The organism is Rudaea sp. (genome assembly GCF_047601565.1).
Taxonomy (GTDB): domain Bacteria; phylum Pseudomonadota; class Gammaproteobacteria; order Xanthomonadales; family Rhodanobacteraceae; genus Rudaea.
The window spans coordinates 2733545-2757736 of sequence record NZ_JASGIY010000001.1 but is presented as its reverse complement, the minus strand read 5'-3'; the positions used below and the strand labels follow the sequence as shown (position 1 = coordinate 2757736).

The 24192-nt window shown below is 64.7% G+C and carries 21 protein-coding genes, 1 tRNA gene and 1 pseudogene; 13 read left to right on the top strand and 10 right to left on the bottom strand.

What is annotated here, in order from left to right; genetic code table 11:
- Positions 1-12: 12 nt before the first annotated feature.
- Genes QM741_RS12095 through QM741_RS12075 form a run of 5 tightly spaced genes read left to right on the top strand, consistent with a single transcriptional unit; the run spans position 13 to position 2637 of the window.
- Complete coding sequence (locus tag QM741_RS12095) at positions 13-630, top strand: hypothetical protein (protein WP_415207935.1); 618 nt, start codon at positions 13-15, stop codon at positions 628-630.
- A gap of 60 nt (positions 631-690) precedes the next feature.
- Positions 691-885 (top strand): antitoxin, encoded by a 195-nt coding sequence (locus QM741_RS12090; RefSeq protein ID WP_415207934.1) that lies wholly within the window; start codon positions 691-693, stop codon positions 883-885.
- 25 nt (positions 886-910) lie between these two features.
- The gene (locus tag QM741_RS12085) at positions 911-1147 is read left to right on the top strand and encodes a type II toxin-antitoxin system RelE/ParE family toxin (RefSeq protein ID WP_415207933.1); all 237 of its coding nucleotides are present in this window, start codon (positions 911-913) and stop codon (positions 1145-1147) included.
- A gap of 3 nt (positions 1148-1150) precedes the next feature.
- Entirely contained in the window at positions 1151-1708 is a 558-nt protein-coding gene (locus QM741_RS12080) for a cob(I)yrinic acid a,c-diamide adenosyltransferase (protein WP_415207932.1), read from the top strand.
- An 8-nt stretch (positions 1709-1716) separates the two neighbouring features.
- Entirely contained in the window at positions 1717-2637 is a 921-nt protein-coding gene (locus QM741_RS12075; RefSeq protein ID WP_415207931.1) for a histone deacetylase family protein, read from the top strand.
- Positions 2638-2863: 226 nt separating this feature from the next.
- On the opposite strand, the gene QM741_RS12070 is transcribed toward QM741_RS12075, so the two are convergent.
- From QM741_RS12070 to QM741_RS12060, 3 genes are all read right to left on the bottom strand, one after another.
- Positions 2864-5044, bottom strand: a complete 2181-nt coding sequence (locus QM741_RS12070; protein WP_415207930.1) for an ATP-binding protein — start codon at positions 5042-5044, stop codon at positions 2864-2866.
- 4 nt (positions 5045-5048) lie between these two features.
- Positions 5049-6101: an HD-GYP domain-containing protein gene (locus QM741_RS12065; protein WP_415209119.1), complete on the bottom strand. Its 1053-nt coding sequence runs from the start codon at positions 6099-6101 to the stop codon at positions 5049-5051.
- Positions 6102-6680: 579 nt separating this feature from the next.
- Positions 6681-8621 carry an SUMF1/EgtB/PvdO family nonheme iron enzyme gene (locus QM741_RS12060; protein ID WP_415207929.1) on the bottom strand — a complete coding sequence of 647 codons (1941 nt, stop codon included), beginning with the start codon at positions 8619-8621 and terminating at the stop codon, positions 6681-6683.
- Positions 8622-8677: 56 nt separating this feature from the next.
- Between QM741_RS12060 and QM741_RS12055 the strand changes: the two genes are divergently transcribed.
- A complete protein-coding gene (locus QM741_RS12055) occupies positions 8678-9766 on the top strand; it encodes a ribonuclease D (protein ID WP_415207928.1) in 1089 nt (362 codons plus the stop codon).
- A 28-nt stretch (positions 9767-9794) separates the two neighbouring features.
- On the opposite strand, the gene QM741_RS12050 is transcribed toward QM741_RS12055, so the two are convergent.
- A complete protein-coding gene (locus tag QM741_RS12050) occupies positions 9795-10541 on the bottom strand; it encodes a hypothetical protein (RefSeq protein ID WP_415207927.1) in 747 nt (248 codons plus the stop codon).
- Positions 10542-10892: 351 nt separating this feature from the next.
- Between QM741_RS12050 and thrA the strand changes: the two genes are divergently transcribed.
- From thrA to QM741_RS12025, 5 genes are all read left to right on the top strand, one after another.
- A complete protein-coding gene (gene thrA, locus QM741_RS12045; RefSeq protein ID WP_415207926.1) occupies positions 10893-13412 on the top strand; it encodes a bifunctional aspartate kinase/homoserine dehydrogenase I in 2520 nt (839 codons plus the stop codon).
- The gene (locus QM741_RS12040) at positions 13409-14332 is read left to right on the top strand and encodes a homoserine kinase (protein WP_415207925.1); all 924 of its coding nucleotides are present in this window, start codon (positions 13409-13411) and stop codon (positions 14330-14332) included. Before thrA ends, QM741_RS12040 begins: the two co-directional genes overlap by 4 nt.
- On the top strand, positions 14329-15633 hold the full coding sequence (gene thrC / locus QM741_RS12035) for a threonine synthase (RefSeq protein WP_415207924.1): 1305 nt from the start codon (positions 14329-14331) through the stop codon (positions 15631-15633). The genes QM741_RS12040 and thrC overlap by 4 nt, the downstream gene beginning before the upstream one ends.
- A gap of 125 nt (positions 15634-15758) precedes the next feature.
- Positions 15759-15834: transfer RNA gene (locus tag QM741_RS12030), tRNA-Ala, on the top strand.
- A gap of 161 nt (positions 15835-15995) precedes the next feature.
- On the top strand, positions 15996-17204 hold the full coding sequence (locus QM741_RS12025; protein ID WP_415207923.1) for a tyrosine-type recombinase/integrase: 1209 nt from the start codon (positions 15996-15998) through the stop codon (positions 17202-17204).
- A gap of 135 nt (positions 17205-17339) precedes the next feature.
- Here QM741_RS12025 and QM741_RS12020 read toward each other — a convergent pair whose 3' ends face one another.
- On the bottom strand, positions 17340-17597 hold the full coding sequence (locus tag QM741_RS12020; RefSeq protein WP_415207922.1) for a hypothetical protein: 258 nt from the start codon (positions 17595-17597) through the stop codon (positions 17340-17342).
- Between the two features lie 166 nt (positions 17598-17763).
- Positions 17764-19005, bottom strand: coding sequence for a winged helix-turn-helix domain-containing protein (locus tag QM741_RS12015; protein ID WP_415207921.1), 1242 nt, complete (start codon positions 19003-19005; stop codon positions 17764-17766).
- Between the two features lie 87 nt (positions 19006-19092).
- Here QM741_RS12015 and QM741_RS12010 point away from each other — a divergent pair, with 87 nt between their 5' ends.
- The gene (locus QM741_RS12010; RefSeq protein WP_415207920.1) at positions 19093-19404 is read left to right on the top strand and encodes a hypothetical protein; all 312 of its coding nucleotides are present in this window, start codon (positions 19093-19095) and stop codon (positions 19402-19404) included.
- A gap of 83 nt (positions 19405-19487) precedes the next feature.
- On the opposite strand, the gene QM741_RS12005 is transcribed toward QM741_RS12010, so the two are convergent.
- The 3 genes and pseudogenes from QM741_RS12005 to QM741_RS11995 all read right to left on the bottom strand — a co-directional run bounded on the left by QM741_RS12005 (position 19488) and on the right by QM741_RS11995 (position 21137).
- Complete coding sequence (locus QM741_RS12005) at positions 19488-19874, bottom strand: hypothetical protein (protein ID WP_415207919.1); 387 nt, start codon at positions 19872-19874, stop codon at positions 19488-19490.
- Between the two features lie 86 nt (positions 19875-19960).
- A pseudogene (locus tag QM741_RS12000) lies at positions 19961-20499 on the bottom strand (NADPH-dependent FMN reductase).
- Between the two features lie 29 nt (positions 20500-20528).
- The gene (locus QM741_RS11995; RefSeq protein WP_415207918.1) at positions 20529-21137 is read right to left on the bottom strand and encodes a rhomboid family intramembrane serine protease; all 609 of its coding nucleotides are present in this window, start codon (positions 21135-21137) and stop codon (positions 20529-20531) included.
- 80 nt (positions 21138-21217) lie between these two features.
- Between QM741_RS11995 and QM741_RS11990 the strand changes: the two genes are divergently transcribed.
- Positions 21218-22177 (top strand): CorA family divalent cation transporter, encoded by a 960-nt coding sequence (locus tag QM741_RS11990; protein ID WP_415207917.1) that lies wholly within the window; start codon positions 21218-21220, stop codon positions 22175-22177.
- Positions 22178-22455: 278 nt separating this feature from the next.
- Here QM741_RS11990 and QM741_RS11985 read toward each other — a convergent pair whose 3' ends face one another.
- A complete protein-coding gene (locus QM741_RS11985; protein ID WP_415207916.1) occupies positions 22456-24039 on the bottom strand; it encodes a S10 family peptidase in 1584 nt (527 codons plus the stop codon).
- Between the last annotated feature and the right edge of the window lie 153 nt (positions 24040-24192).

The following is a 24192-nucleotide window of genomic DNA, read 5'->3' as shown; positions in this document are numbered from 1 at the left end:
AGGACCCGCGCGATGACCCTTTCTTCTCCCGCCGCCCGCGACGCCGCATCCCCGCTCGTCCGCTATGGGGTGTTCGCCCTACTCGCCCTGATCATGGCGACGACGCGCGTCAACCATTTCGCCGCGGTGCCGGACGCCTCGTGGGGGGTGTTCTTCGCCGCCGGGTTCTACTTGAACAAGGAAGTGCGCTGGGCGTTTCCCGCGCTGTTCGTCGAAGGCGTGCTGATCGATTATCTGGTGATCAGCGGCAGCGGGCTTTCGTTCTGGCAGCACTACTGCGTGTCGCCGGCCTATTGGTTCCTCACGATTGCCTATTTCGCGATGTGGCTCGGCGGCGCGTGGCTTGCGCGCCGCTATCGCGGTCTCGGCGCGCGCGAACTCGGCCTGGCGATCATGGCGGGGTTCGTCGCGATCAACCTGTGCTACCTGACTTCCAACGGCAGCTTCTACTGGCTGTCGAACAGCGTGCCGCTGCCGCGCAGCTTCAGCGCATGGATGAAGAATCTGGGCGACTGGTACCTGCCCTATCTCACCACCCAGGGCATCTACATCGGCATCGGCATTGCCCTGCACGCGATCGCAACCCAATTCGTCCAGTTGCAGCCGGAGCGCACGGCGCTCCCGCGCTGACGCTCGCTCGGGCGCCCTGGTTTGCTGGCATCAGCTTCGTTGCGGTAGTAGAGTCGTCGCATGAACGCGAAACTTGATCCACTGGTTTCGGAATTCGAAAACGCCGAGCAGGCCGCTCTCTACGACGAGTGGCTGCGCGCGAAGATCGAAGCCGCCGCCAACAGCAAGAAACCGCGCGTTCCGCACGACCAGGTCATGACGGAAATGCACGAGCTCCTGCAATCCAAATGCAAGGCCCGCGAAGGCGGCGGTTGAGTGGAGCGACGAAGCTCGCGCCGACTTGCTGCAAATCCTCGACTATATCGGCGAACGCAATCCATGGGCTGCAGAGCGGCTGGCCGATCGTATCGAACAGGCGACTTCACAGCTTCCGCTTCACCCTTATCTGTACAAGCAGAGCGAGCGTGTCTCCGGCGCACGCGAACTGGTGGTTCATCCCAACTACATCGTGTTTTACCGCGTGGAAGTCGTCATTGAAATTCTCGCAGTCGTCCATGCGCATCGGAACTTTCCTTGAGCCATGGGCAACCGCCTCTCCAAAATCTACACGCGCACCGGCGACGACGGCACCACCGGCCTCGGCGACGGCACGCGCGTGGCCAAGGATTCGGCGCGGGTCGCCAGCTACGGCACGGTCGACGAATTGAACAGCGTGATCGGCGTCGTTCTCGCCCAGGAAATTCCCGATTCCGTGCGCGAGACGCTGACCCAGGTCCAGCACGACCTGTTCGACCTCGGCGGCGAGCTGTGCATTCCCGGCATGGCGATGATCCACGCGGCCGATGTCGACCGGCTCGAAACCACGCTCGACGGCTTCAACGCCGACCTGCCCGCGCTCAAGGATTTCATCCTGCCCGGCGGCGGTGCGGCGGCGGCGCACTGCCAGGTCGCGCGCACGGTCTGCCGACGCGCGGAACGCGAAGTCGTCGCGCTCGCGCGCACGGAGACGGTGCGCGCCGAGGCGATCCGCTATCTCAACCGTTTGTCCGACCTGCTGTTCGTGATCGCGCGCGTGATCGCGCGCGCATCGAGCCACGGCGAAGTCCTGTGGCAACATGAGCGCCGGAAGAAATCCTGACGAGTCGCATGCATCCCCGGCTTTACACTCATCCCGCCTGCCTGCGCCATTCGGCCGGCCCCGGCCACCCCGAATCGCCCGCGCGCCTGCAGGCCGTGCTCGAAGCGCTGGATCACGACCGCTTCGCGATGCTCGACCGCATCGAAGCGCCGCGCGCCACGCGCGCGCAGCTCGAACGCGTGCACGACGCGGGACTGGTGGAACTCGTCCACGCCACCGCGCCGGCCGAAGGCTATGCCCAGCTCGACGCCGACACGACGATGTCGCCCGATTCGCTCGAAGCCGCCCTGCGCGCCGCGGGCGCGGTCTGCGCCGCGGTCGACGCGCTGCTCGACGACGGCGCGACGCGCGCCTTCTGCGCCGTGCGCCCGCCGGGCCATCACGCCACGCACGATACGCCGATGGGATTCTGCCTGTTCAACAACGTCGCCGTCGGCGCTGCGCACGCTCTTGGCAAGGGGATCGAGCGCATCGCGATCGTCGATTTCGACGTGCACCACGGCAACGGCACGCAGGACATCTTCTGGCGCGAGCCGCGCGTGCTCTACGCCTCCACGCACCAATCGCCGCTGTATCCAGGCACCGGCGAAGCCCGCGAGACCGGCGTCGGCAACATCGTCAACGCGCCATTGCCGGCCGCGTCGAGTTCGTTCGCATTCCGCGAAGCCTGCCGCGACATCGTCCTGCCCGCGGTCGAGCGCTTCCGCCCGCAACTCGTCATGATCTCGGCCGGCTTCGACGCGCACTATCTCGATCCGCTCGCCAACCTCAACCTCGGCGCGCCCGACTACGAGTGGATCACGCGCGAACTCGTCGACATCGCACGCAAGCACGCGCACGGCCGCGTGATTTCGAGCCTCGAAGGCGGCTACAGCCTCACCGCGCTGCGCCAGTCGACGGCGGCGCACGTCGCCGCGTTGATCGACTAGGCTGTGCCGTTCCAGCGCGGCCCTTGCCCGAACGCTTTGGCTTGTCATTCCCGCATGCTTCTGGCGGGAATCCAGTGACTTTTGCTTTTGAGAGAGCATGCGGAGAGCAACCGGCAAAGACACTGGATCGGTGGGTTGGGTTTTGCAGTTGGCGAAGAGCCAAGACGCCGCATTCCCGCCAGAAGCATTGGGAATGTCGAGGCAAACTGCCCATCGCCCCTTGCGCTCAGAGATTTTGCGACGCCTTGTCCACCGCGAGACGCGGCAGTTGCCGCCTTACCGCCTTGAATTGCCCGGTCATGCCTGCGAGGCGCGCACGCCACTCGCGTTCGAGATCCCCATAACCCAGTTTCATGGCATCGGAGGCAAGAGCTGCAAGACCCGTTGCGCCGATATTGCCCGCGACACCCTTTATCGCATGGCACACATCGCGGAAATCGTCCCAGTTCGAAGTCATTGCGACTTTTTCCAACGCCGCAAAATTTTTCGTCAGGTCGCGCATGCACTCTTCAACGAACAAATCCAGAAATTCCCGGCCGAATTGCTGGGAAATATCATCGAGCACGTCACGAGAAAGCACCTGCGACGCCTCGAATGCGATGGTGGAACTTTGCGGCTTTGCCGATTTCGAAGGCGCACTCTCCGCGCCGCCAAGCGCTATTTCCGCAAGCGTTTCCAGCAACAGCGGCGTGGCGATGGGCTTCGTCAGGAACGCCTTGGCGCCAGCCTGGTCGCAGGCCTGCTTCATTTCAGGCGTGGCGTCCGCGCTCAATACGATGAACGGCGTCACCTCGCTTCCCGCCTGCATGAATCTGGCATGTCGCAATACGTCGAGGCCGCTTAGCCCGGGCATATGCATGTCGATCACGACTGCGTCATACCGACTGTGCTCGAGGCGATCCAGCACTTCCTCCGCGTCGCTCACTTGCTGAACCTTGTGCCCCGATTTTTCAAGGATGCGCTTCAATACCGTCAAGTTGGCCTGCTGGTCGTCCGCAATGAGAATGCTCATTTGCGGGACCCTGGCGCGGTGCCGGATGAACGGATCGTCGAACGAAATCACATTCTGGTTCGAGGCGGCCTCGTTTTCGCTAAAAGCCGTATCCGTCACTTCCTGAAATGGCATATCCACCCAGAAGTGCGATCCTTCGCCTTCCGTGCTTTCGAACGAAATGGTGCCGCCGGCCAGCTCGGTCAACGCTTTTGCGATCGAAGTACCCAGGCCCGTGCCGTCGAATCGACGCCCCCGGCCCTGATCGGCTTGTTCAAAAGCTTCGAAAATTCGCGATTGCGCCGAAGCCGGTATGCCGACTCCCGTGTCCCGAATGGAGAACCTGAGGGTAACCTGCTCTTCGATTCTGTTTGTCTGGGACACCGAGATTTTGACGGATCCGCGCTCGGTGAATTTGATGGCGTTGGCGGTGAGGTTGATGAGCACCTGGCGCAAATGGTTGGCATCGCCCTTCACCTGGGAAGGGATTTCCGCATCGACGCTCACATCGAAATCAAGCTTCTTCTCCAATGCGTGAGGTTGCAGCATCAGATGTATTTCGCTCAACAAGTCCCTCACGCGAAAATCGTTCAATTTCTGCTTGAGTTTTCCGGCCTCGATCGCGGAGATATCGAGGACGTTTTCAATCAGCGTGAGGAGGGTTCGCGCCGAAGTCTGGATGACTCGCGAGTATTCGGTTTCCTCGGGGGGAAGGCGTGCGGTCGACAGCAAATCGGACATGCCGACTATACCGTTCAGCGGTGTACGCAATTCATGGCTCATCGCAGCCAGGAATCGGGATTTGGCTTCGTTCGCCTGCCTGGCCTCTTCCGTCGCGTGCCGCAAGGCTCTGATCAAGTTCGATATGTATCCCGGCAGCGCAATCAGGCCTGCCAACAAACCCCACGCAAGCGGGCGGTTACTCAACCAGTAAGGCGTGTACAGAATTACGCAACTGAAAGAGACGGTCGCCAGCGTCATGGCCGCGATAAGAAAATTGAAACCGTAGCGCAGCCCGTTTCCTATCGTCACCCACAGATACACCGCGTACAGGGGCGCCATGACGTCCCCGAGAAAGTACATCGCCGCCCCCAACGCGATGTAGTCGGCGACCATGCCGAGAATTCGCCGAGCCGGCGATTTCCCGGGGTTGATCACGATACCGGCAAGAATGATTCCGCCGACGATGAATTCCAGGCTCGCTATGAGCAGCGACCACTGGAACAAATGCTCCACGTGCCCCCTGGCAATTTCCAGCCAGACCACGTAAGCGAAATAGGCGCTTACGACAGCGAAGCGGACGATGGCTTGATGGTGTTCGCTGTCGGGCCGATTTGAAAGGCGGCCACGAACGAAATTGACGGCCGATTCGATGAGGCGGCCAGGAGTACGAGCGCGCGAAACCGTCCGGTCCATGGCTTCAATACCCGAATTCTTTGGCCGCAAGGCTGGCGTATTGGATTTCGCTCAGCCTGGCCTGGTTGGCCAGCATGATGTCGACGCACGCCGGGGAAAACAGAACCCCGCGATTCTCGACGAGATAGTCCAAGGCTTTCGCGGAACTCCACGCGGGCTTGTAGGGCCGCTCCGTCGTCAGGGCATCGTATACATCGGCAACCGAAACGATCTGCGCCGCAAGCGGAATTTCATCGCCCTTCAGACCATCCGGATAACCGCTCCCGTCCCAGCGTTCGTGATGCCGCAGGGCGATGACGGCGGCCATCTTGATGAACTTGCTTTGGCTGTCGCGCAATATCTCGTGGCCGATCAGCGGGTGGCGGCGCATGACCTGCATCTCTTCATCGGTCAGCGCGCCCTTCTTCAGCAGGATCGAGTCCGGGATGCCGATTTTCCCAATGTCGTGCAGCGGAGCGGCCAACGTCAGGCAGCGGACGTCGTCCTCGGGCAACCCGATTTCCTCGGCCAGAAGTTCGACGTAGTGCGACATGCGCATCAGGTGTATGCCGGTCGTGAAATCGCGATACTCGGCCGCTTTGGCCAGACGAAACAGGATTTCACGCTCGCGATTCTCCACCTCGTGCAGATTGGCGAGCAGGCGCTCTTCGAGCGAGCGAGCGCGCTCCTTGACCGACTCGCCCTGGCGCCGCAGCGACAGCAGATTGCGGAAACGCGCGCGCAGTTCGCGCGGGCGCACCGGTTTGACGAGGAAATCGATGACGCCCGCATCGAGCGCCGCCTGGCGCAGCGGTTCGTCACCGACCACGCTGATCAAAACGATAGGCACGTCGCGGTTGGCGGGAAAACGGCGAAAACGGCGCGCGAACTCGAGGCCGTCGTAGCCCGGCATGCGATAGTCGAGCAACAGCAGATCGATACGCTGGGTCTCGGACCATTTCAGGGCAACGACCGGATCGCCGAAATCGAACACGCGCACGTCCGGGCTGATGTCCTCCACCACCTTGCGCATCATCAGGCGTGCGGATTGCTGATCGTCGACGATGACTATGTTCATATGCGACTGAAAGCCCAGACGGAACTGCGTCAATTCCGTCCCTTGGACTACGATTTCCGGATTCGACAGCGAATTATTGTCTAACATGGCTGCACTTCGAGTCTGTTGATGGGCTACCGCCAACGAAGTGCAAAGCAAAACTTGCGCCAAAATTTTATCAGCTTTGGAATCAACACGTTGTGTTGCCAAACCCAGGCGACGGCATGACGCGTTACGGCAACTCGTGCCGCAAAAGGCGCAACCTGGACGGGATTACAGGTCGCGAATGCCGCCCCCCCCCTGAGGACGCTCTTCAACCGTTGCGCGCCACCTTGCGCCTCGCTGCAACGGCAAAGCCAGCGTAGACCTACCCGACGCAGGATTCAAGCGCTCTGCGTCGGCGTGAGACGCGCCGAGCCTTTAGCCCGCATTTCTCACAGCCCTCCTGCTGCGGCCGCCGATCCATCCGCCCTGACGCGCGCCGCTCCCTCAGCCGGGCTCGACGTACTGTCGAGTACGCCTTCACCCGTCTTCAGTGCGCATCGCGCGTCAGGACGGCGTCTCGGCATCCTCGCGACGGAGGGCTGCGAGAAATGCGGGCTAGAGATCGCGCGCGACGCGAATGCCGACCTGCGAGTTGCGCGCATCGGCCGGCAGACTCGCGCGGAACGCCGAGCGCGCCTGGTCCGGCGCGCTGCCCCAGGAAGCGCCGCGCACCACGCGGCGCTCGCAGCCCGGATTGACCCAGGCACGGCCATCGGCCGGCGCACGCAGATAGTTGTCGTGCCAGCAATCTTCGACCCAGTCGGCCACGTTGCCGTCGATGTCGCGCAGGCCGAACGGATTCGGCGGAAATTTCCCGATCGGCGCCGGCCCCCAGTAGCCGTCGGCGTAGCGCGGGAACGCATTGGTCCAGCGCCGCTGCGAGGGCGACTTGTCGCCATCGCCGGTCAGGTTCGCGTTATTCGGGGGGGGATTGCCGTCTCCCCACCAATAGCGCGTCGTCGTGTCCGCGCGCAGCGTGTACTCGTACTCGGCCTCGCTCGGCAGGCGATAGCGCTTGCCGGTGCGCGCCGACAGCCATTGCACGTAGGCGGCAGCGTCGTTCCAGGAAACGTGGATGACGGGCAGATCGTCCGCCGCGGCACCGCCGCTGTAGTCATTGCGCCAGGTGATGCCGCGCCGGTCGATCGTGCGACCGGAGTCTTCGTCGTAGACGGTGGAGGAGCCGAGTTTTTCCGCGTCGGTCACGTATCTCGCGGCGTCGACGAAGGCGCGGAATTCGGCGACGCTGACTTCGTCGCGGCCGAGCGCGAAACCGAGCGCGATCTTGACGTCGTGCTGCGGCTCCTCGCTGCTGCGATGGCCCGGTTCCTGCGCAGGCGAGCCCATGGCGAAGCTGCCGATCGGCACGACGACCACGGGCGGCGCATTGCCGTTGCGATCGACGAAGGCATCGGTCAGCACCTGCCCCGGCTTGTAGCTCGCGTACAGGCGCGCGTTGCGCAAGCGCTCGTTGAACGCGTCGACGCCGCCGACATCGGGGCTCATGCCCAGCGCGCGCTGCGCGAGCCGTTGCGCCAGGTTCGCATCGCCCGCGTCGAGCGCGGAGTTGGCTTGCGCCATCACCGCGGACGCGCGTTGCTTGCGCAGACCCTGTATCTGGCTGCGCGTGTCCAGCAGTTGTTGCGAGCCGGGACGGATCGCCGACGCGCGGCTCAGCGCGTCCTCGGCACCGGCGTAGTCGTCCTGCGCCGCGGCGGCGAGCGCGCGATCGAGCCAATTGCGCTCGATCTGCGCAAGGCCCTGGTCCGCCAGCTTGTTGTCCGGGTCGATCTTGATCACCTCGCGGTAGACCGCGAGCGCGTCGTTGCGATTCTTCTCCGCTTCGCCGTCGTCCTTGGCCTCGCGGTGCAAAAGCCCGGCAGCGCGCGTCAACAACGGCGTGGTCTGGCGCAGCTTCTTCAACCGCGCCTGCAAGTCGTCGACGTGCTCGTCGTCGAGCGCCTGGTCGCGCAGCACGGCGATGGCGCGCGCCGATTCATCCTCGTCGCCGCGATCGAGCGCGTCGTTCGCCTGCTGCAGGATCGCCTCGCGCACCTTGTCCACGCCCACCTTAGCGGGCGCGCTGCGATGGTCGGCATCGAGCACCTGGCGGTACAGCGCCAGCGCGCCGTCCCTGGTCTCGAGCAGCCGGCCCTTCGCGAACGCATCGTCGGCCTTCTTCAGCAACGCGGCGATCTGCTTCGGCGGCGGCGGGGCGAGATCGGCGGGCGGCCCCCACGACTCCACTGTTTTTTCGTTGCCGGCCGGCGCGACCACAGCGGCATCGCCCGACTTCTGCGCCTGCGCGACAACGAGCGACGGGCCCATGCCAGCGCTCGCCTCTTGCGTCGGTTCCGTTGGCGGCGGCATGCCCGGGAAGAAACGCCAGGCCAGCGCGAACAGCAGCACGGCGATGCCGGCGGCGCCGCCGAGCGCGGTCTGTTTGTTGACGACATCGCTGCCGGGCATCGTGCACGCACCCAAAACGGCTGACAAGGTGACGGCGGAACCTTAGGCTATGCGTCTTTGTTAGACAAGGGACGAGACAGCCGATGCACGAATGGATGGACAACGAAGCCGCGCTCGACGCATGGATCGCGCAATCTCCGCGCGGCGGAATCATCGCGCTCGACACCGAATTCACGCGCACGAACACGTTCGCGCCCATCCTGGCGCTCGTGCAGATCAAGCTCGGCAACGGCATCGCCCTGCTCGACTCGCCGCGGCTCGGCGCCCACGCCGCGCTCGCGGCGCGCCTGCGCGAACCGGCCGGCATCTGCGTGATGCACAGCGCGAGCGAGGACCTCGAAGCGCTCGCCGGCATCGTGCCCGAAGGCCCCGCGAACCTGTTCGACACACAGATCGCCGCCGCGATGGCCGGGCTTGGTTTCGGCCTGTCGTACCAGAAACTCGTCGCCGCATTGTTCGGCGTCGAACTGCCGAAATCGGAAACACGCTCGGACTGGCTGCAACGCCCGCTCAGCGCCGCGCAACTCGATTACGCCGCCCAGGACGTGGCCTGGTTACTGCAGATCCATGCGCGCCTCGCCGACTCGCTCAAATCGCTCGGCCGCAGCGAATGGCTCGCCGAGGACTGCCGGCGCATGGTCGAGCGCGTGCGTCGCGCCGAGCCCGACATGCAGCCGCAGCGCGCCTTCCGCAGCGCATCGGACTGGCCGCGCGAAAACCAGATCCTGCTGCGCCGCCTGCTGCTCTGGCGCGAACGGGCCGCACGCCGCTTCGACAAGCCGCGGTCCTGGCTGCTCGACGATGCGCATGCGCTCGCTCTCGCCGAGCGCCCGCCAGCGAACGGCAACGAACTGTTCGAACGCACCAAGGGCCTACGCGCGCTGCGCAGCGCCCAGCGCGAGGAAGTGCTCGCCCTGTTGCGCGCGCCGCACGACGACTCGGACGCGGCGGCCTTGCCGATTCCCGCGCCGATGACATCGGCGGAAAAGAAAGCCGTCGCCGCAATGAAAGACGCGGTCGCAGCGGTCGCGCAAAAGCTCGATCTGCCCGATGGCCTGCTCTGCCCGCGCCGCCATCTCGAAACCTTCCTGACCGATCGAGCGTGGCCGGCCGCGCTCGAAGGCTGGCGCAAGCCGCTGTTATTCGATGCGCTGAGCGCGAAGCTGCCCTGATGCAAATCGCAGGGTATTCCGCCCGACCCTACTTTTTCGCCCCCGGCAGCGGCGCCCACTTGCCCGCATCGTATCCGCCCACATCGTAGGACAATTCGCGCGACTGCCCGGAGTCCTGCAAAACGACCGGGATCACGATTTTCTTCGCCTTCGCCAATGCCGCGATGAAATCCTTGTCGCCCTTGATCATGACCGAAGGTTCGCCTGTCGGCGGCAGAAAGCCGCGCAGCGGATGCGGCGTGCCGTCGAACGTCGCCGGCAGGGTGCATACCGCCTTGCACACGAAGCGCCCGCCGTAGAGGAACACGCTCTGGCCCCATTGCGTGTGCCGGCGCAGCACCATCTGCACCGGCGCGCCGTTGATGCGCTGGTTGCTGTAGATGCTCGCGGTGGATTGCGTACCGCCCATCATCGGCGCGACCTGGTATTCCCACAGCGAGGCAAGGCGCGCCTTCTCGGCCTGATCGCGCACGCGCTGTTCGATGGCCGGCAAGGTCTGCTGCACTTCCTGCGCAGCGTCGCTGCCCGCGGACAACTTGACGATGGCGCGGCCCGTATCGACGGCGGCCGCATCCTCGCCGGCCTGCGTCTGCTTGCGATAGAGGTCGAGCAGCCCGGCCGTGCGTTTGGCCGCCGCAGCGGCGGCGTCCGCCTTCGCCTGCGCCGCCGCGGCCTGCGCGGCGGTATCGTCCTGCTGCGAGCAGGCGCCGAGCGCAATGATGGCGAGCAGCGAGGCGAAAATCCGTTCGTGTCGGCGATAACGATGAAAATTCATGGGCACGACTTCCAAGGCAAGGGATGGCCAAGCTTGGAACGAATGCGCTTGCGGCGCAACCCGCCGATTCCCGCGCATGTCCGGTTTTTCCTGCGGATTGTCGCCGTCGACGCAACACGAATGGCCGTCCAAACGGCCAAATGACGAAACGGCTTGACAGCCTGCGCGCAATCGGTTCCACTACATTGATGTATTGCGCCGCAACAATCGCGACGACGACCATTACCACTACCCGCGTGGTGCGGTCCGTCGTGCGCAACTGAATTCCCAAGCACACGGCCCCGCACCTCGACGAAGGTGCGGATCGCGCCGCCCGCCTTCGGTAGAATGCGCAACCCTTCCGGAGGTTCAATGACCACGCTCGCCCAGCCGCCCCGCCCCGCCGACGCCGCATCGGCGACGTCACAGCGCGCTAATACATTGACGAATGTCGCGCACAAATTCGGCGGCACGTCGATGGCCGACGCGACGCGCATCCGCCACGTCGCCGAACTGGTGCGCGCACGGCCCGAGACCACCCAGGTGGTCGTCGTCTCGGCCATGTCGGGCGTCACCGATGCGCTGCTGGCCCTGGCTGCGGCGGCCGCGGCCAACCAGACTTGGCGCGAGCAGTTCGAAACGCTGCGCCGGCGCCATCTCGACACGGCCGCAGTATTGCTCGGTAACGCAGCGCGGCCTGCGCAGGATTGGCTGCATACCCGTTTCGACGAACTGGCCCGGCTGCTTGACGCGATCGCGGTGTTGCGTGGCGCGGGCAGCGGCGTGGCCGAGGCGATCAGCGGCAACGGCGAGATCTGGTCGTCGTGGCTGCTCGCGCGCCTGCTGAACTCGCTCGGCGCCGACTATGCCTGGTGCGACGCGCGCGACGTGCTCGTCGTGCGCCACGAGGAACTCGGCGTCGCGGTGGACTGGGAGGCGACCGAGGCGAAGCTCACGCAGTGGCGCCGTGCCAATCCGCAATCGCGCCTGATCGTGACGGGCTACGTCGCCCGCGACGAGAACGGCCGCGACACCGTGCTCGGCCGCAACGGCAGCGACTATTCGGGCGCGATCTTCGCCGCATTGTATAAAAGTGAAGAATTGCACATCTGGACCGACGTCGACGGCGTGCTCAGCGCCGATCCGCGCATCGAACCCGAAGCGGTTACGCTCTCGGCGATGAGCTACAACGAGGCCTGCGAACTGGCCTATTTCGGCGCCAAGGTCATCCATCCGCAGACGATGGCGCCGGCGATTGCGCGAGGCCTGCCGATCCTGATCCGCAACACGTTCAAGCCGAAACTGCCCGGCACGCGCATCGACGCGACCGGCGACGAGAACGGCCCGGTCAAGGGGCTCACGCTCGCCCACGGCCTCGCCCTGCTCAACGTCGAAGGCACCGGCATGATCGGCGTGCCGGGCACGGCCGAGCGCGTGTTCGCCGCGTTGCGCGCGGCCAAGGTATCGGTCGTGATGATCTCGCAGGGCTCGAGCGAACACTCGATCTGCTGCGTCGTGAAGCTCGTCGAGGCGGATACCGCGTGCGCGGCGATCGAAGGCGCCTTCGCGCGCGAACTGCATGCGGGGCAGATCAGCGGCGTGCAGGTTTCGCGCGACATCAGCGTGCTCGCCGTCGTCGGCGACCGCATGGCCGGCGTCCCCGGCGTCGCCGCGCGTCTGTTCTACGCGCTCGCGCGCTCGCACATCAACATCCGCGCGATCGCGCAGGGCGCCTCCGAGCGCAACATCTCGGTGGCGATTTCGAGCGCGCAGGCGACGCTCGCGCTGCGCGCCGCGCACGCCGCGTTCTGGCTGTCGCCGCAGACGATTTCGGTCGGCCTGATCGGGCCGGGCAAGGTCGGCGCGGCGCTGCTCGACCAGATCGCGGCCGCCGCGCCGCGTCTGCGCCGCGAGGTCGGCCTCGACCTGCGCCTGCGTGCGATCCTCTCGACCAAATACCTGCTCGCCGACGAACTCGACCTCGGCACCAACTGGCGCGACCGCGACGGCGACTTCGTCGACAACGACATCGACGGTTTCATGAAGCACCTGATCGCGGCGCACTTGCCGCACACGGTCATCCTCGACTGCTCCGGCAGCAACGACGTCGCCGCGAAATACGCGCAGTGGCTCGCCGCCGGCATTCATGTCATCACGCCGAACAAGCAGGCCGGCGCGGGCCCGATCGAGCGCTACCGCGCGATCCGCGCCGCCGCGGCGCAGGGCGGCGGGCGCTTCCGCTACGAGGCCACGGTCGGCGCGGGCCTGCCCGTGATCCAGACGCTGCGCGATCTGATCGACACGGGCGACGAGCTGACCGCCGTCGCCGGCATCTTTTCGGGCACGCTGGCGTGGCTGTTCAACAAGTATGACGGCAGCATCGCGTTCTCCGAACTGATCCGCGAGGCGCACAAGCTCGGCTACACCGAGCCCGATCCGCGCGACGACCTCTCCGGCATCGACGTCGCACGCAAGCTCGTCATCCTCGCGCGCGAGGCGGGGCGCGAGCTGTCGCTCGAAGACGTGGCGGTCGAGAACCTCGTGCCCGAATCTCTGCTCGGCGCGGGACGCGAGGAATTCATGTCGCGCCTCGGCGAACTCGACGCGCCGATCGCCGCGCGCTTCGCCGCGGCCAAGGCCAAGGACTGCGTACTGCGCTACGTCGCCCAGCTCGGCAAGGACGGCAAGGCCAGCGTCGGCCTCGTCGAGCTGCCGCGCTCGCACACGTTCGCCAACCTGCAACTGACCGACAACGTCGTGCAGTTTTCGACCAAACGTTACAACAGCAACCCAATGGTGATCCAGGGCCCCGGTGCGGGCCCCGAAGTCACCGCCGCCGGCGTGTTCGCCGATCTGCTGCGCGTCTCGGCCTCGCTCGGCGCGCGCGTATGAAGCTGGAAGCGACCGCCTTTTCTCCGGCGAGCATCGGCAACCTCGGCATCGGCTTCGACATCCTCGGCCAGAGCTTCGCCGGTGCCGGCGATCACGCCACGGTGCGCCGTATACAAAGCGGCAAAGTACAGGTTGCCGCCATCCGCAACGCGCCGGTCGCGCTGCCGCTCGACGCCGAAAAGAATACCGCCGGCGCCGCGCTGATCGCCCTGCGCGAGGCGTTGAACCTGCCGTTCGGCTTCGAGATCGAACTCGACAAGGGCATCCCGTTCGGCTCGGGCATGGGCGGCTCGGCCGCGTCGTGCGTCGCCGCGCTCGTCGCCGCGAACGCGCTGCTCGATGCACCGCTCAGCGCCGAGCAGTTGTATCCGTTCGCGCTGGCCGGCGAAGCCGTCGCCAGCGGCGGCCGCCACGGCGACAACGTCGGGCCGATGCTGCTCGGCGGCGTCGTGCTCGCCACGCTCGACCATCTGGTCAAGATTCCGGTGCCCGACGCTTGGCACAGCGCCCTCGTCCACCCCGATGCGGTGCTCGAGACGCGGCGCGCGCGCGAAGCCTTAAAAGGCGCCTATGCGATTGGCGATTTCGTCGCGCAGAGCGCCAACCTGGCCCTCGTGCTCGCAGGCTGCCAGCGCGGCGACGCGAACCTGGTGCGCGCCGGCCTGAGCGACGTGCTCGTCGAACCGCGCCGCGCGCCGCTGATCGCCGGCTTCGCGCGCGTCAAGCAGGCTGCGCTCGACCATCGCGCGATGGGTGCCAGCATTTCGGGTGCCGGCCCGTCCGTGTTCGCCTGGTTCGAATCGCGCGCGCAAGCCGAGGCCGCCGCGCCCGCGATGCAGGCGGGATTCGACCACGCCGGCATCGCCAGCGAAATCTTCGTCTCGCCCGTCAACGGGCCCGCCGCTCACGTCATCCCATGAAATACATCAGCACTCGAGGAAACTCCCCCGCGCTCGGCCTGTCCGCGGCGCTCGCGGCCGGTCTCGCGCCCGACGGCGGCCTGTACGTGCCGCAGTCGTTGCCGAAATTCACTCCGGAAGATTTCGCCGGATGCGACGGGCTTTCCGATACCGCCGAGCGCTTGCTTGCGCCATTTTTCGTCGGCGATGCGCTTGCCGACGAATTACCGGCGATCTGTCGAAGCGCCTTTACCTTCGATTCACCACTGTACCCACTGGCGACGCCGGACGACCATATTCTCGAACTGTTCCACGGCCCCACCGCCGCGTTCAAAGACTTTGGCGCGCGCTTCCTCGCCGCGTGCATGCAGCGCCTTGCACGCGAATCGGATAAGCCGCTGACTATCGTCGTCGCCACTTCGGGCGACACGGGCGCCGCGGTCGGCGCGGCCTTTGCCGGACTGCCCGGCTTCAAGGTCGCGATCCTCTACCCCGACGGCCGCGTCTCACCGCGCCAGGCGCACCAGCTCGGCGCATTCGGCGGCAACGTACGTGCCCTGCGCGTCGACGGCGCATTCGACGACTGCCAACGCATGGCCAAGCAGGCGCTGGGCGACGCCTCACTGCGTGCGGTCTCGCCGCTCGGCACGGCCAACAGCATCAGCCTCGGTCGCCTGCTGCCGCAGATGGCTTACTACGCGCAGGCGTCACTGCTGCACTGGCTCACACTCCGCGAAAATCTCAACTTCGCGATCCCCACCGGCAACCTCGGCAACGCGGTCGCGTGCGTGCTTGCACGCGCCTGCGGCCTGCCGATCGGATGCATCGCGCTCGCGACCAACGCCAACCACGTACTGCCCGACTTCTTCGGCGGCGCCGACTACGCCGCACAGCCGAGCGTGGCGACGATCGCCAATGCGATGGACGTCGGCGCGCCGAGCAACTTTGAACGCCTCACCTGGCTGTACCCCGATGCCGCCGCGCTGCGCCGCGAATTCGTCTGCGCCTCGGTCGACGACGAAACGATCCGTGAGACGATTCGCGAACGCTATTCCCGCTATGGCGAAGTCCTCTGTCCGCACACCGCAACGGCAATACATCTGCTCGAAACGATGCGTGCGAACGGCAGCACGAAGGCCGATGAGGGCTGGGCCATCGTGTCCACCGCCCATCCGGCCAAGTTCGACAGCATCGTCGAGCCCCTGATCGGCGCGCCCGTTCCGGTGCCGCCGAGTCTGGCAGCCCTTCTCGCTCGCCCCGCGCACGCCGACGCCCTCGCCAACGACTACGCCGCGCTGCGCACCGAACTGGCTTGCGAGTGAGTGATCCGTCGCAGCGTCCGCATTCCCAATTCCAAGCCTTGCCGGCTACGAAGACTTGGCGCAGAAATAGTTAGGCTGTATCATACGCGGCCCGGTGCGGCTCCCCGCCGCACCGACCCGATTCCGGGGTGGTAGCTCAGCTGGGAGAGCGTCGCGTTCGCAATGCGAAGGTCGGGAGTTCGATCCTCCTCCACTCCACCAATTTGATATCACTGGATATCACGCAACATCCAAGAAACCGCGCTACGACGCGGTTTTTTGTTGCTCGTATATCATTCAACTACTGCCAGCATCACTTGAGTTACCGCAATTTTGGCGGTAACTTGGACGGTAACTGCTACCGCCGCAAGTGAGTTACCGTCATGTTGACGCCCTCCGCAGTCCAGAACGCCAAGTCCCGTGCGAAGCCGTACAAGCTCGCCGACGAACGAGGCATGTACTTGCTGGTGCGTCCCGACGGCGCACGCTGGTGGCGGCTGGACTACCGCCGCCCAGGCATCGGCAAACGCAACACGTTGAGCTTGGGCACGTTCCCCGACGTGAGCCTGAAGCGGGCTCGAGAAAAGCGCGATCAAGCCCGCGCCCTACTCGCCGATGGAATCGACCCCGGCGACAAGCGGAAAGCCGAAGCACTTGCGAACGCGGATACCTTCGAGGCCGTCGCGCGCGAGTGGTTTGCCAAGTTCTCGACCAAGTGGGTCAGGAGCCACGCCGACAAGGTACTCGCCCGACTCGAGAATGACGTGTTCCCGTGGCTGGGCGGCAAGCCCATCGCCAAGATCATCGCACTAGACTTCTTGGGCGTCCTGAAAAGGATCGAAGCGCGCGGCGCCATCGAAACCGCACGCCGCGCCAGCCAGAACTGCGGCCAGGTCATGCGCTACGCCGTAGCTACCGGACGCGCGCCACTTGACCCCACGCCGAGCCTGCGCGGCTCACTCACGCCGTGGAAGCCCGAGCACTACGCCAGCATCACGGATCCGAAGAAGTACGCCGAGCTATTGCGCGCGATCGACGGCTTTACCGGAACGCTTCCCGTGAGGTGCGCCCTGCGGCTGTTGCCGCTGGTGTTCACTCGCCCCGGCGAACTGTGCGCCGCCGAGTGGGCCGAATTCGATCTGGATGAAGCGGTGTGGAACATCCCTGCCGAGCGCATGAAGCTGCGCCTGCCGCACGTCGTCCCGCTCGCGCCGCAAGCCGTGGCGATCCTGCGCGAGCTGCACCCACTGACCGGCCGCGGCCGCTACGTGTTCCCCGGCGCTCGAAGCTCGAAGAAGCCGCTCTCCGACATGGCATTGAATGCCGGCCTGCGCCGCCTCGGATTCGACAAGAATACCTTCACGGCTCACGGCTTCCGTGCCGCCGCGCGCACGATCTTGGACGAAGTACTGAACTACCCGATCGACCACATCGAGCACCAGCTCGCGCACGCCGTCAAAGACGCCAATGGGCGCGCCTACAATCGCACTGCTCACCTGCCCGCGCGCCGCAAGATGATGCAGGCCTGGGCCGACTATCTCGACGGGCTTCGTGCGGGCGCTGACGTGGTGCCGGTCAAGCGCCGGGCGTAACTGCAGCCACTCGACCCAATTCCCGAAAGTCGTCAGATATCCAACCTCACCGCATTGACCACTTCACGCTGCCTTCGCAACCCTCGAGCCAGTTCGCGCAGCAGCGGCCGCGTTCCACCCTTCCAGCCATTCCGACTAGCCACAGCCTTGCCCTCCTTCGTGCGCGGCCCGGTTGATGCCTGCCACGGCTTCCACCGTCGAATAGCTTGCGACTGTCGCGCACGCCGCTCCGAAGTCCAACCCGTTTTCATGCTCGTTCTCCAAAAGTTCGACTTGTGCATTTTCGGTCTTCTTGCGCGCGACGGGTCCAGGTGTGCCGTTGTTCACTTGCTGATGGCCGTGCGCGATGTTGGCTTGCTTGGCGAACACCGCCGGCGGGTTCTTGATCGTCAATACCCCTCGCGCATTCTGGCAGAAAGCGGAGCGGTGCAGCGCACTGGCGGTAACTTTGGCGGTACGCCAGAAATCACAAACCACAAACACTTTTGAAGTTCAATTTGTTGCGCGATCCGTCAGGCAGCCCTTCACCCATAGGCCCGCGAAAGCGGGCCTTTTCCGTTTATCTTTTTCTTCCTTTCTTCAAAGCACCGCGCAACATCGCCGCAAACTTCTTCGGCTCGCTGCGACGCACGATCACCTTGGGCGTGCCGTGCCAGTCGGCGGCACGCTGGATCGCTGCGGCGACATCGGCCGTCAGCGCCTCGTCCGGTTCGACGCCGGGTTCGAGGAAGATCGCCTTGACCTCGAACTCGCCGGCCGCGCGATGCGCCTTCGCGTCGAACCGGCCCACGAGCCGGCCGCGGTGCAGAATCGGCAGGACGAAATATCCGTAGCGCCGTTTATGCTCCGGCAGGTAGCACTCGATCGTGTAGTCGAAGCCGAACATCGCGCTCGCGCGTTCGCGATGCCAGACGACGGGATCGAACGGCGACAGCAGCGTGGTATGCGTCGCGCGCAAGGCGCCGCGTGCGGCGCGCGCGAGCAGCTCGGCATGGTCGCGGTGCACGTAGGCGGGATTGTCCCAGCCGCGCACGGCGACGCGGATCAGATCGCCCGATTCGACGTGCGCATCGAGCGCGGCGTCCTTGAATTTCCCGTAGGTGCGGAAATAGTCGTCGATCCAGCGCGCCTGGGCGATGCCGAGCGCGCGCACCGCACCGAGAAGGAATTCGCGACGGATGTCCGCTTCGCTCATTCGCGCATCGGCGTCGGCAAGCTTCGCCTTCGCGAGCACGCGCTCGGAAAGGTCGTAGATGCGCTGGAAATTCTCGCGCCGTGCGATCATCAACCCCCCGAGGACGAATCCGGCCTCGAGCCAGCGCTTCTCGTTCGAGCGGTTCCACCAGCCGCCTGCGCCCTTCGCCTGGCGCTCGAAATCGGACGATTTCACCGCGCCGTTGAGGCGGATATGCTCGATCAGGGCCTCGACATCCGCACGGTGTTCGCGCTGCATGCGCGCGGCGTTCCTGTGCGCCCAATGCCCGGCGCGGATCGGCGACGGATGCCGGTGCAGACCGAAGTCCGCGATCGGCGCGAAACAGGCTTCGTGCGCCCAGCATTCGAAGATTTCCGCGCGCGCGAGCAGGTCGTCGAGCCAGTGCGGATCGTAGTCGCCAAGCCGCGAAAACAGCACGAGGTACGGACTGCGCGCGACGACGTGGATCGTGTCGATCTGCAGCAGGCGCATGCGTTCGATTGCGGCGAGCACGGACTTGCGCCGCGCCCGCGCGCGCGGCGGCGAAAGCAGCCCCTGCGCGGCCAAATGCAAGTTGCGCGCCTGCTGCAGGCTCAGCGGCTTCATCGGGCGGTTATTCCGCAGTCAGGCGCGGCAGAACTCGGCTCGCCGATTCCAGTTGAAATTTGCACCCATTTCATTCGCAGACAGCCCATGAGAATCGTTTCCCGCAGCATCATTCTGGCGTCTGCTCTGTTCGCGTTCGCCTCGATCGCCCATGCGCAGGATTCGTCACGCACCTACACCAATGCGCAAGATCGCGAAGTCATCGTGCGCACCGGCATGCCCGCGGCCGACCATTACGGCCCGAAGCCGAGCTTCGCCCAATTGGACCACGACCACGACGGCACGATCAGCCGCGAGGAAGCCGACGCATTCCCGCCCCTTGCGAACGATTTCGATTTCGTCGCGCAGAACGGCAACCGCATTTCGGCCCGCCAATACGCTCAATGGGATCATCGCTGATCTCTCGACAACCCAAAAAGACGAACCCCCGGCCTTCGCAAGAAGGCCGGGGGTTTTTCATGTCTTCAATCTTCGAAAACGGCTCAGTGACGGGTGCCGTGACTCATGCCGTGACTTGATGGTGCGCTCACGTGCGGCTGGCCGCCACGACCGCCCCAGCCGCCGCCCTGTCCGCGCCACGGGCCGCGATAGCCGTGACCGCCCCAGTAGCCGCCGTAGAACCCGAGGCTGATCGACGGGTAGCCCCAGCCGTACCAGCCCGAGCCGTACCAGTACGGATCGTAGTAGCCGTAGTAGGCCGGCGCGGCATAGTAGCCGCTGCCGTAACTGTCGCTGTCGTCGACGATGGCGTTGCCGTTGGCGCCGTCATAGGCGACGCCGGTGCGCACCGGATAGTAGACGCAGCCGCCGAGACCGAGGCCGGCCGCAGCGAGCAGAACGAGAGCGCTGGATTTGATGACCTTGTTCATGGCGAATCTCTGCCTGGGGAATGCAGGGAAAATATACTCGCACCGGGTTAAATCAAGCCTTAGCGGCAGCGCTCACAAAACTTCACTCAGCCGCCGGCAATCTTGTGCACCCACGCGGCAAACGCCGCCATGAATTTGCCGAGAAATTCCGCGGTCGCCGGAACGAGCGCGCCGTCGGCCTGGAACATCTTGTCGAACCCGCTCAAATACATCTCGGGTTGCTGCAAAAGCAGTACGTCGAGGAAAACCATCGACTAGCGCAGGTGATGGTTCGCGCCGAAGCCGCCGATTTGGCCCATCGAGCCCGCCGGGTTTGCCGCTCCATACGCTCTTGCCGTAAGAGCGCGAGCCGACGTCGAGGGCATTCTTCAAGGCGCCCGGCACGGAACGATTGTATTCCGGCGTGACGAACAGCACCCCCTCGGCGAGGCGCATGCGGTCACGAAAAGCCTGCCACGCCGGCTTCGGTGTCGAGATCCTGGTTGTACAGCGGCAGATCGCCTATCTCGACGATCTCGAGCTTGAGCGACGCCGGCGCCAGCGCAATCAGGTGATGGGCGATCTTGCGGCTGAACGACTCCTTGCGCAGGCTGCCGACGAGGACGGCGATGTTCTTCTGACTCATGGCGGGCTCCTTTCGACGAATGCGAATGCTCAAAAATTGAATTGCGGATGGCCGAGCCGTTCGAGGAAATACGGCACGACGCGCGGCGCCGCCAGCACGGTGAACACGATGCCGTAGGCCGCCCCCCACAGATGCGCGCTGTGATTGATGTTGTCGCGTCTCTGGCGATCCATGTAGATCGAGTATGCCACGTAGGCCACGGCGTAGAGGATGGCCGGACACGGCACGAACCAGACCAGGATCGTCGCCCACGGATTGACCAGGATGAAGGCGAACAGCACGGCCGACACACCGCCCGACGCGCCGAGGCTGCGGTACGCCGGATTGTCGCGATTGGCGAGATAGCTCGGGATGATCGCGACGACGACCGCCCCGGCATAGAAAAGCGCGAAACCGAACGGACCGAGCAAGCCGTCGTACAAGCCCTCCATCACCCTTCCGAAGAAATACAGCGTCATCATGTTGAACAACAGATGCGCGCCATCCGCATGGATCAGCGCGTGGCTGAGAAAACGGTAGTACTGGCCACGCTTGACCGCGGGCGCCCAGAAAATCAGTTTGTCGATCAGTTGCGCATTGTTGAAACCGAGAAAGGAAACGACACAGGTGACGGCGATGATCAGGAGGGTCGTGGTCATTGGAGTCCGGCTGTAGTTTGGAAGTCCTTGACGGATGCCGGTTATGCTTGGCCCCGCACCGCAATGGTAGAGGAAAAACCATGCTGACGATTCATTTCGCGGGTCCCGCCGCATGCACCGTCTGGAAACCGGGTGTGGCCGAGCCGGCCGACACGCCCGTGTGGCTCGACCTGCTCGATCCCGACGACGCCGAACGCGCCCACGCGGAAAGCGTGCTCGGCGCGAAGCTGCCGCAGCGCGACCAGATCAGCGCGATCGAACTGTCCAGCCGTTTGCGTTCGGACGACGAAATCCTGCGCCTCAACATCCCCGCCTTCGTGCGCGCGGAAGCGGGGCACGGTGCGATGACGCCGCTCGGCTTCGTGCTGACGCCCAAGCTGCTCGTCTCGGTGCGCTATGCCGAATCGCTCGCCTTCGCGCACGCAAGCGAGTTGACCGACAAAGCCGAGACGGCGGGCAACAGCGTCGACATGTTCATCGGCCTGATCGAAAGCATCGTCAACGTGTCCGCCGACCGCATGGAGGAAACGGCCGCCGAACTGTCGAAGCTGTCGCGCGCGGTGTTCTCCGACGAGGGTGGGCAGCGCGGGCTGTTGCGCGGCGCGCTGTTCAAGGTCGGCGCGGCGCAGCGCCAGATCGTGCAACTGCGCTCGGCCATGCTCGGCGTGTCGCGCGTGATCGCCTACCTTTGCGAGATTTCTCCGGAATGGATCGGCAAGAAGAAGCTGGAACGGTTCAAGACGATCCAGACCGACATAGGCTCGCTCAACGAATTCGAGCAGCAGTTGTCCGACCGCCTGCAGTTCCTGCTCGATGCCGTGCTCGGCTTCATCAACAACAACCAGAACGAGATCATGAAAGTGCTGACCATCGTCTCAGTCGTCACGATCGGACCGATGACGCTGGCCGGCATCTGGGGGATGAACTTCAAATCGATCGGCGAGTACGACTGGCCGCACGGCTACGCGATGGCGCTGGCCGCGATGGCGGTCAGCGTGATCGTGCCGATGATCATCTTCAAATGGAAGAGATGGTTCTGAGCAACGTTCTACAAGTACGAAATCACACCGCCTTTGCTCCGCTCGTCATTCCCTCATGCTCTCGGCAGACTGCGAAGGCAGGATGCCGAAGCGAACATTCGCGCAGCGAATGGCGCGAAGCGCAAGCCGCGGATGCGGCGAGTCAATTCCGTGCTTTTTCTTGTTCGATGTCGGAGCAAAGTCGCTGGATTCCCGCCAGGAGCATGCGGGAATGACGAGCAAAAATGTCCCTGAAACAATCGAACAACATTCGCTTGGAACACGCGAAGGTCGAACCTCTATTTGCCCAGGTTGTCGGTCTTCTGCACGAATGCGGCGACGTTCGCGTGCAGTTTCTCCAGCGCCGGCAGGTGCGCATAGACCATGTGTCCGGACTCGTAATAGTGCGTCTCGATGTTGCCGGCAAGGTTTGTGGGAATCGGCAGGTGGCGCATCTCGTAGTCGGCTGTGTAATAGGGCGTGGCGAGATCGTAGTAACCGGAATTGAGCATCACGTGCAGGCGCGGGTTCTGCTTCATCGCCGCGGCGAGGTCGGGCATCACGTTCGGGAAGCCCGGCACGGCGAAATCGCCGCCGGGCTGCTTGTGCTCGAACTTCCAGGCTTGGCTGCCTTCGGCGAACAATTCGTAGGTCTGGTCCTGGCCGAACTTGAGCTGCTTGCGCACGTAGTCGTTGAACGCGCCGTAGTACGCCGACGAGATCGCCGCGGACTGGGGATCGTATCCCGCCGATTGGGCAAGCTGGTCGAGCGCCGGGCCGGAGAAGCGCGAGTCGAGGCGGCCCGTGGTCAGGCCGCGATCGATCTGCAGGGTATGCTGAAACTCGCCGCCGTTGACGCGCAGGTCGGCGCGCTCGATGTAGTCGACCGGCAACCCGGTATACGCATGCAGTTTTTCCGCGACCGCATGCTTGCGCGCGGGATCGAGCGCGGTGCCCGCGGCGAGGGCCTGCGCGTACTCGCCCATCGCGAAGCCTTCGACCTCGCGCAGCAGCGTCTGCAGATCGGCGGGCGGATTCGGCGACTTCTTGTGGTACCACGCCGTCGCCGCGTAGCTCGGCAGCACGAGTTGGTAGGACAGGTCGACGCCCGGATTGATCTGCGGGAAATCGATCAGCATCGCCATGTTGAGCACCTGCGAGATCAGGATCACGCCGTTGACGTCGATCGCCTTCTCGTTCTGCAGGACGTTCGCAAGCAGCGCGGAGCGCGTGGTGCCGTAACTTTCGCCGCACAGGTATTTCGGCGAATTCCAGCGCCCGTACTTCGACAGGAACTTGCCGATGAACTGGGCGAACGCCTGCGCATCGGGATCGACGCCGAAATACTCCTTCGGCCCCTTCTCCTTGTCGGCGAAGGTGGAGAAGCCCGCGCCCGGCGCGTCGATGAAGACGAGGTCGGCGACGTCGAGCAGGCTGTATTCGTTGTTGACGAGCCCATACGGCGCGGCCGGCGTGCGTTCGTCGTCCGCGGTGACGACGCGCCGGGGTCCGAACGCGCCCATGTGCAGCCACACGGTCGATGAGCCGGGGCCGCCGTTGTAGATGAACATGACCGGGCGCTTCGACGCTTCCACGCCTTTCTTGAAATAGGCCGCGTAGAATATGCTCGCCGTGCCCTCGCCTTTCTTGTCGTCGAGGATCAGCGTGCCGGCGACGGCCTTGTAGTCGATCGTCTTGCCGCCGATCGTGACGCTGCCTTCGCTCTCGGATTGCTTCGGCACGAGCTTGTTCGGCTTGGCCGCGGCGGGCTGCTCCTTCTTCGCGTCGGGCTTGGCGTCCTTGGCCGGCTCGTCGTCGGCGAAAGCGCCGGCGCTGAAGGCAAGCAACGCAGACAGGACGAGCACGGAACGGAGCGAACGCATGGCATATCCTTCGAACGAGCGGGTCTGGACGCGCATTCTGCGTTGGCGCAGGCATCCGTCACAATCCCAAAAGTCATGGGTCGCCCACGCAGGCGCAGCGCCCCATGCGAAGCTCGTTTAGCCCCGCCGCACCGTATTCGTTATAATCCGTTC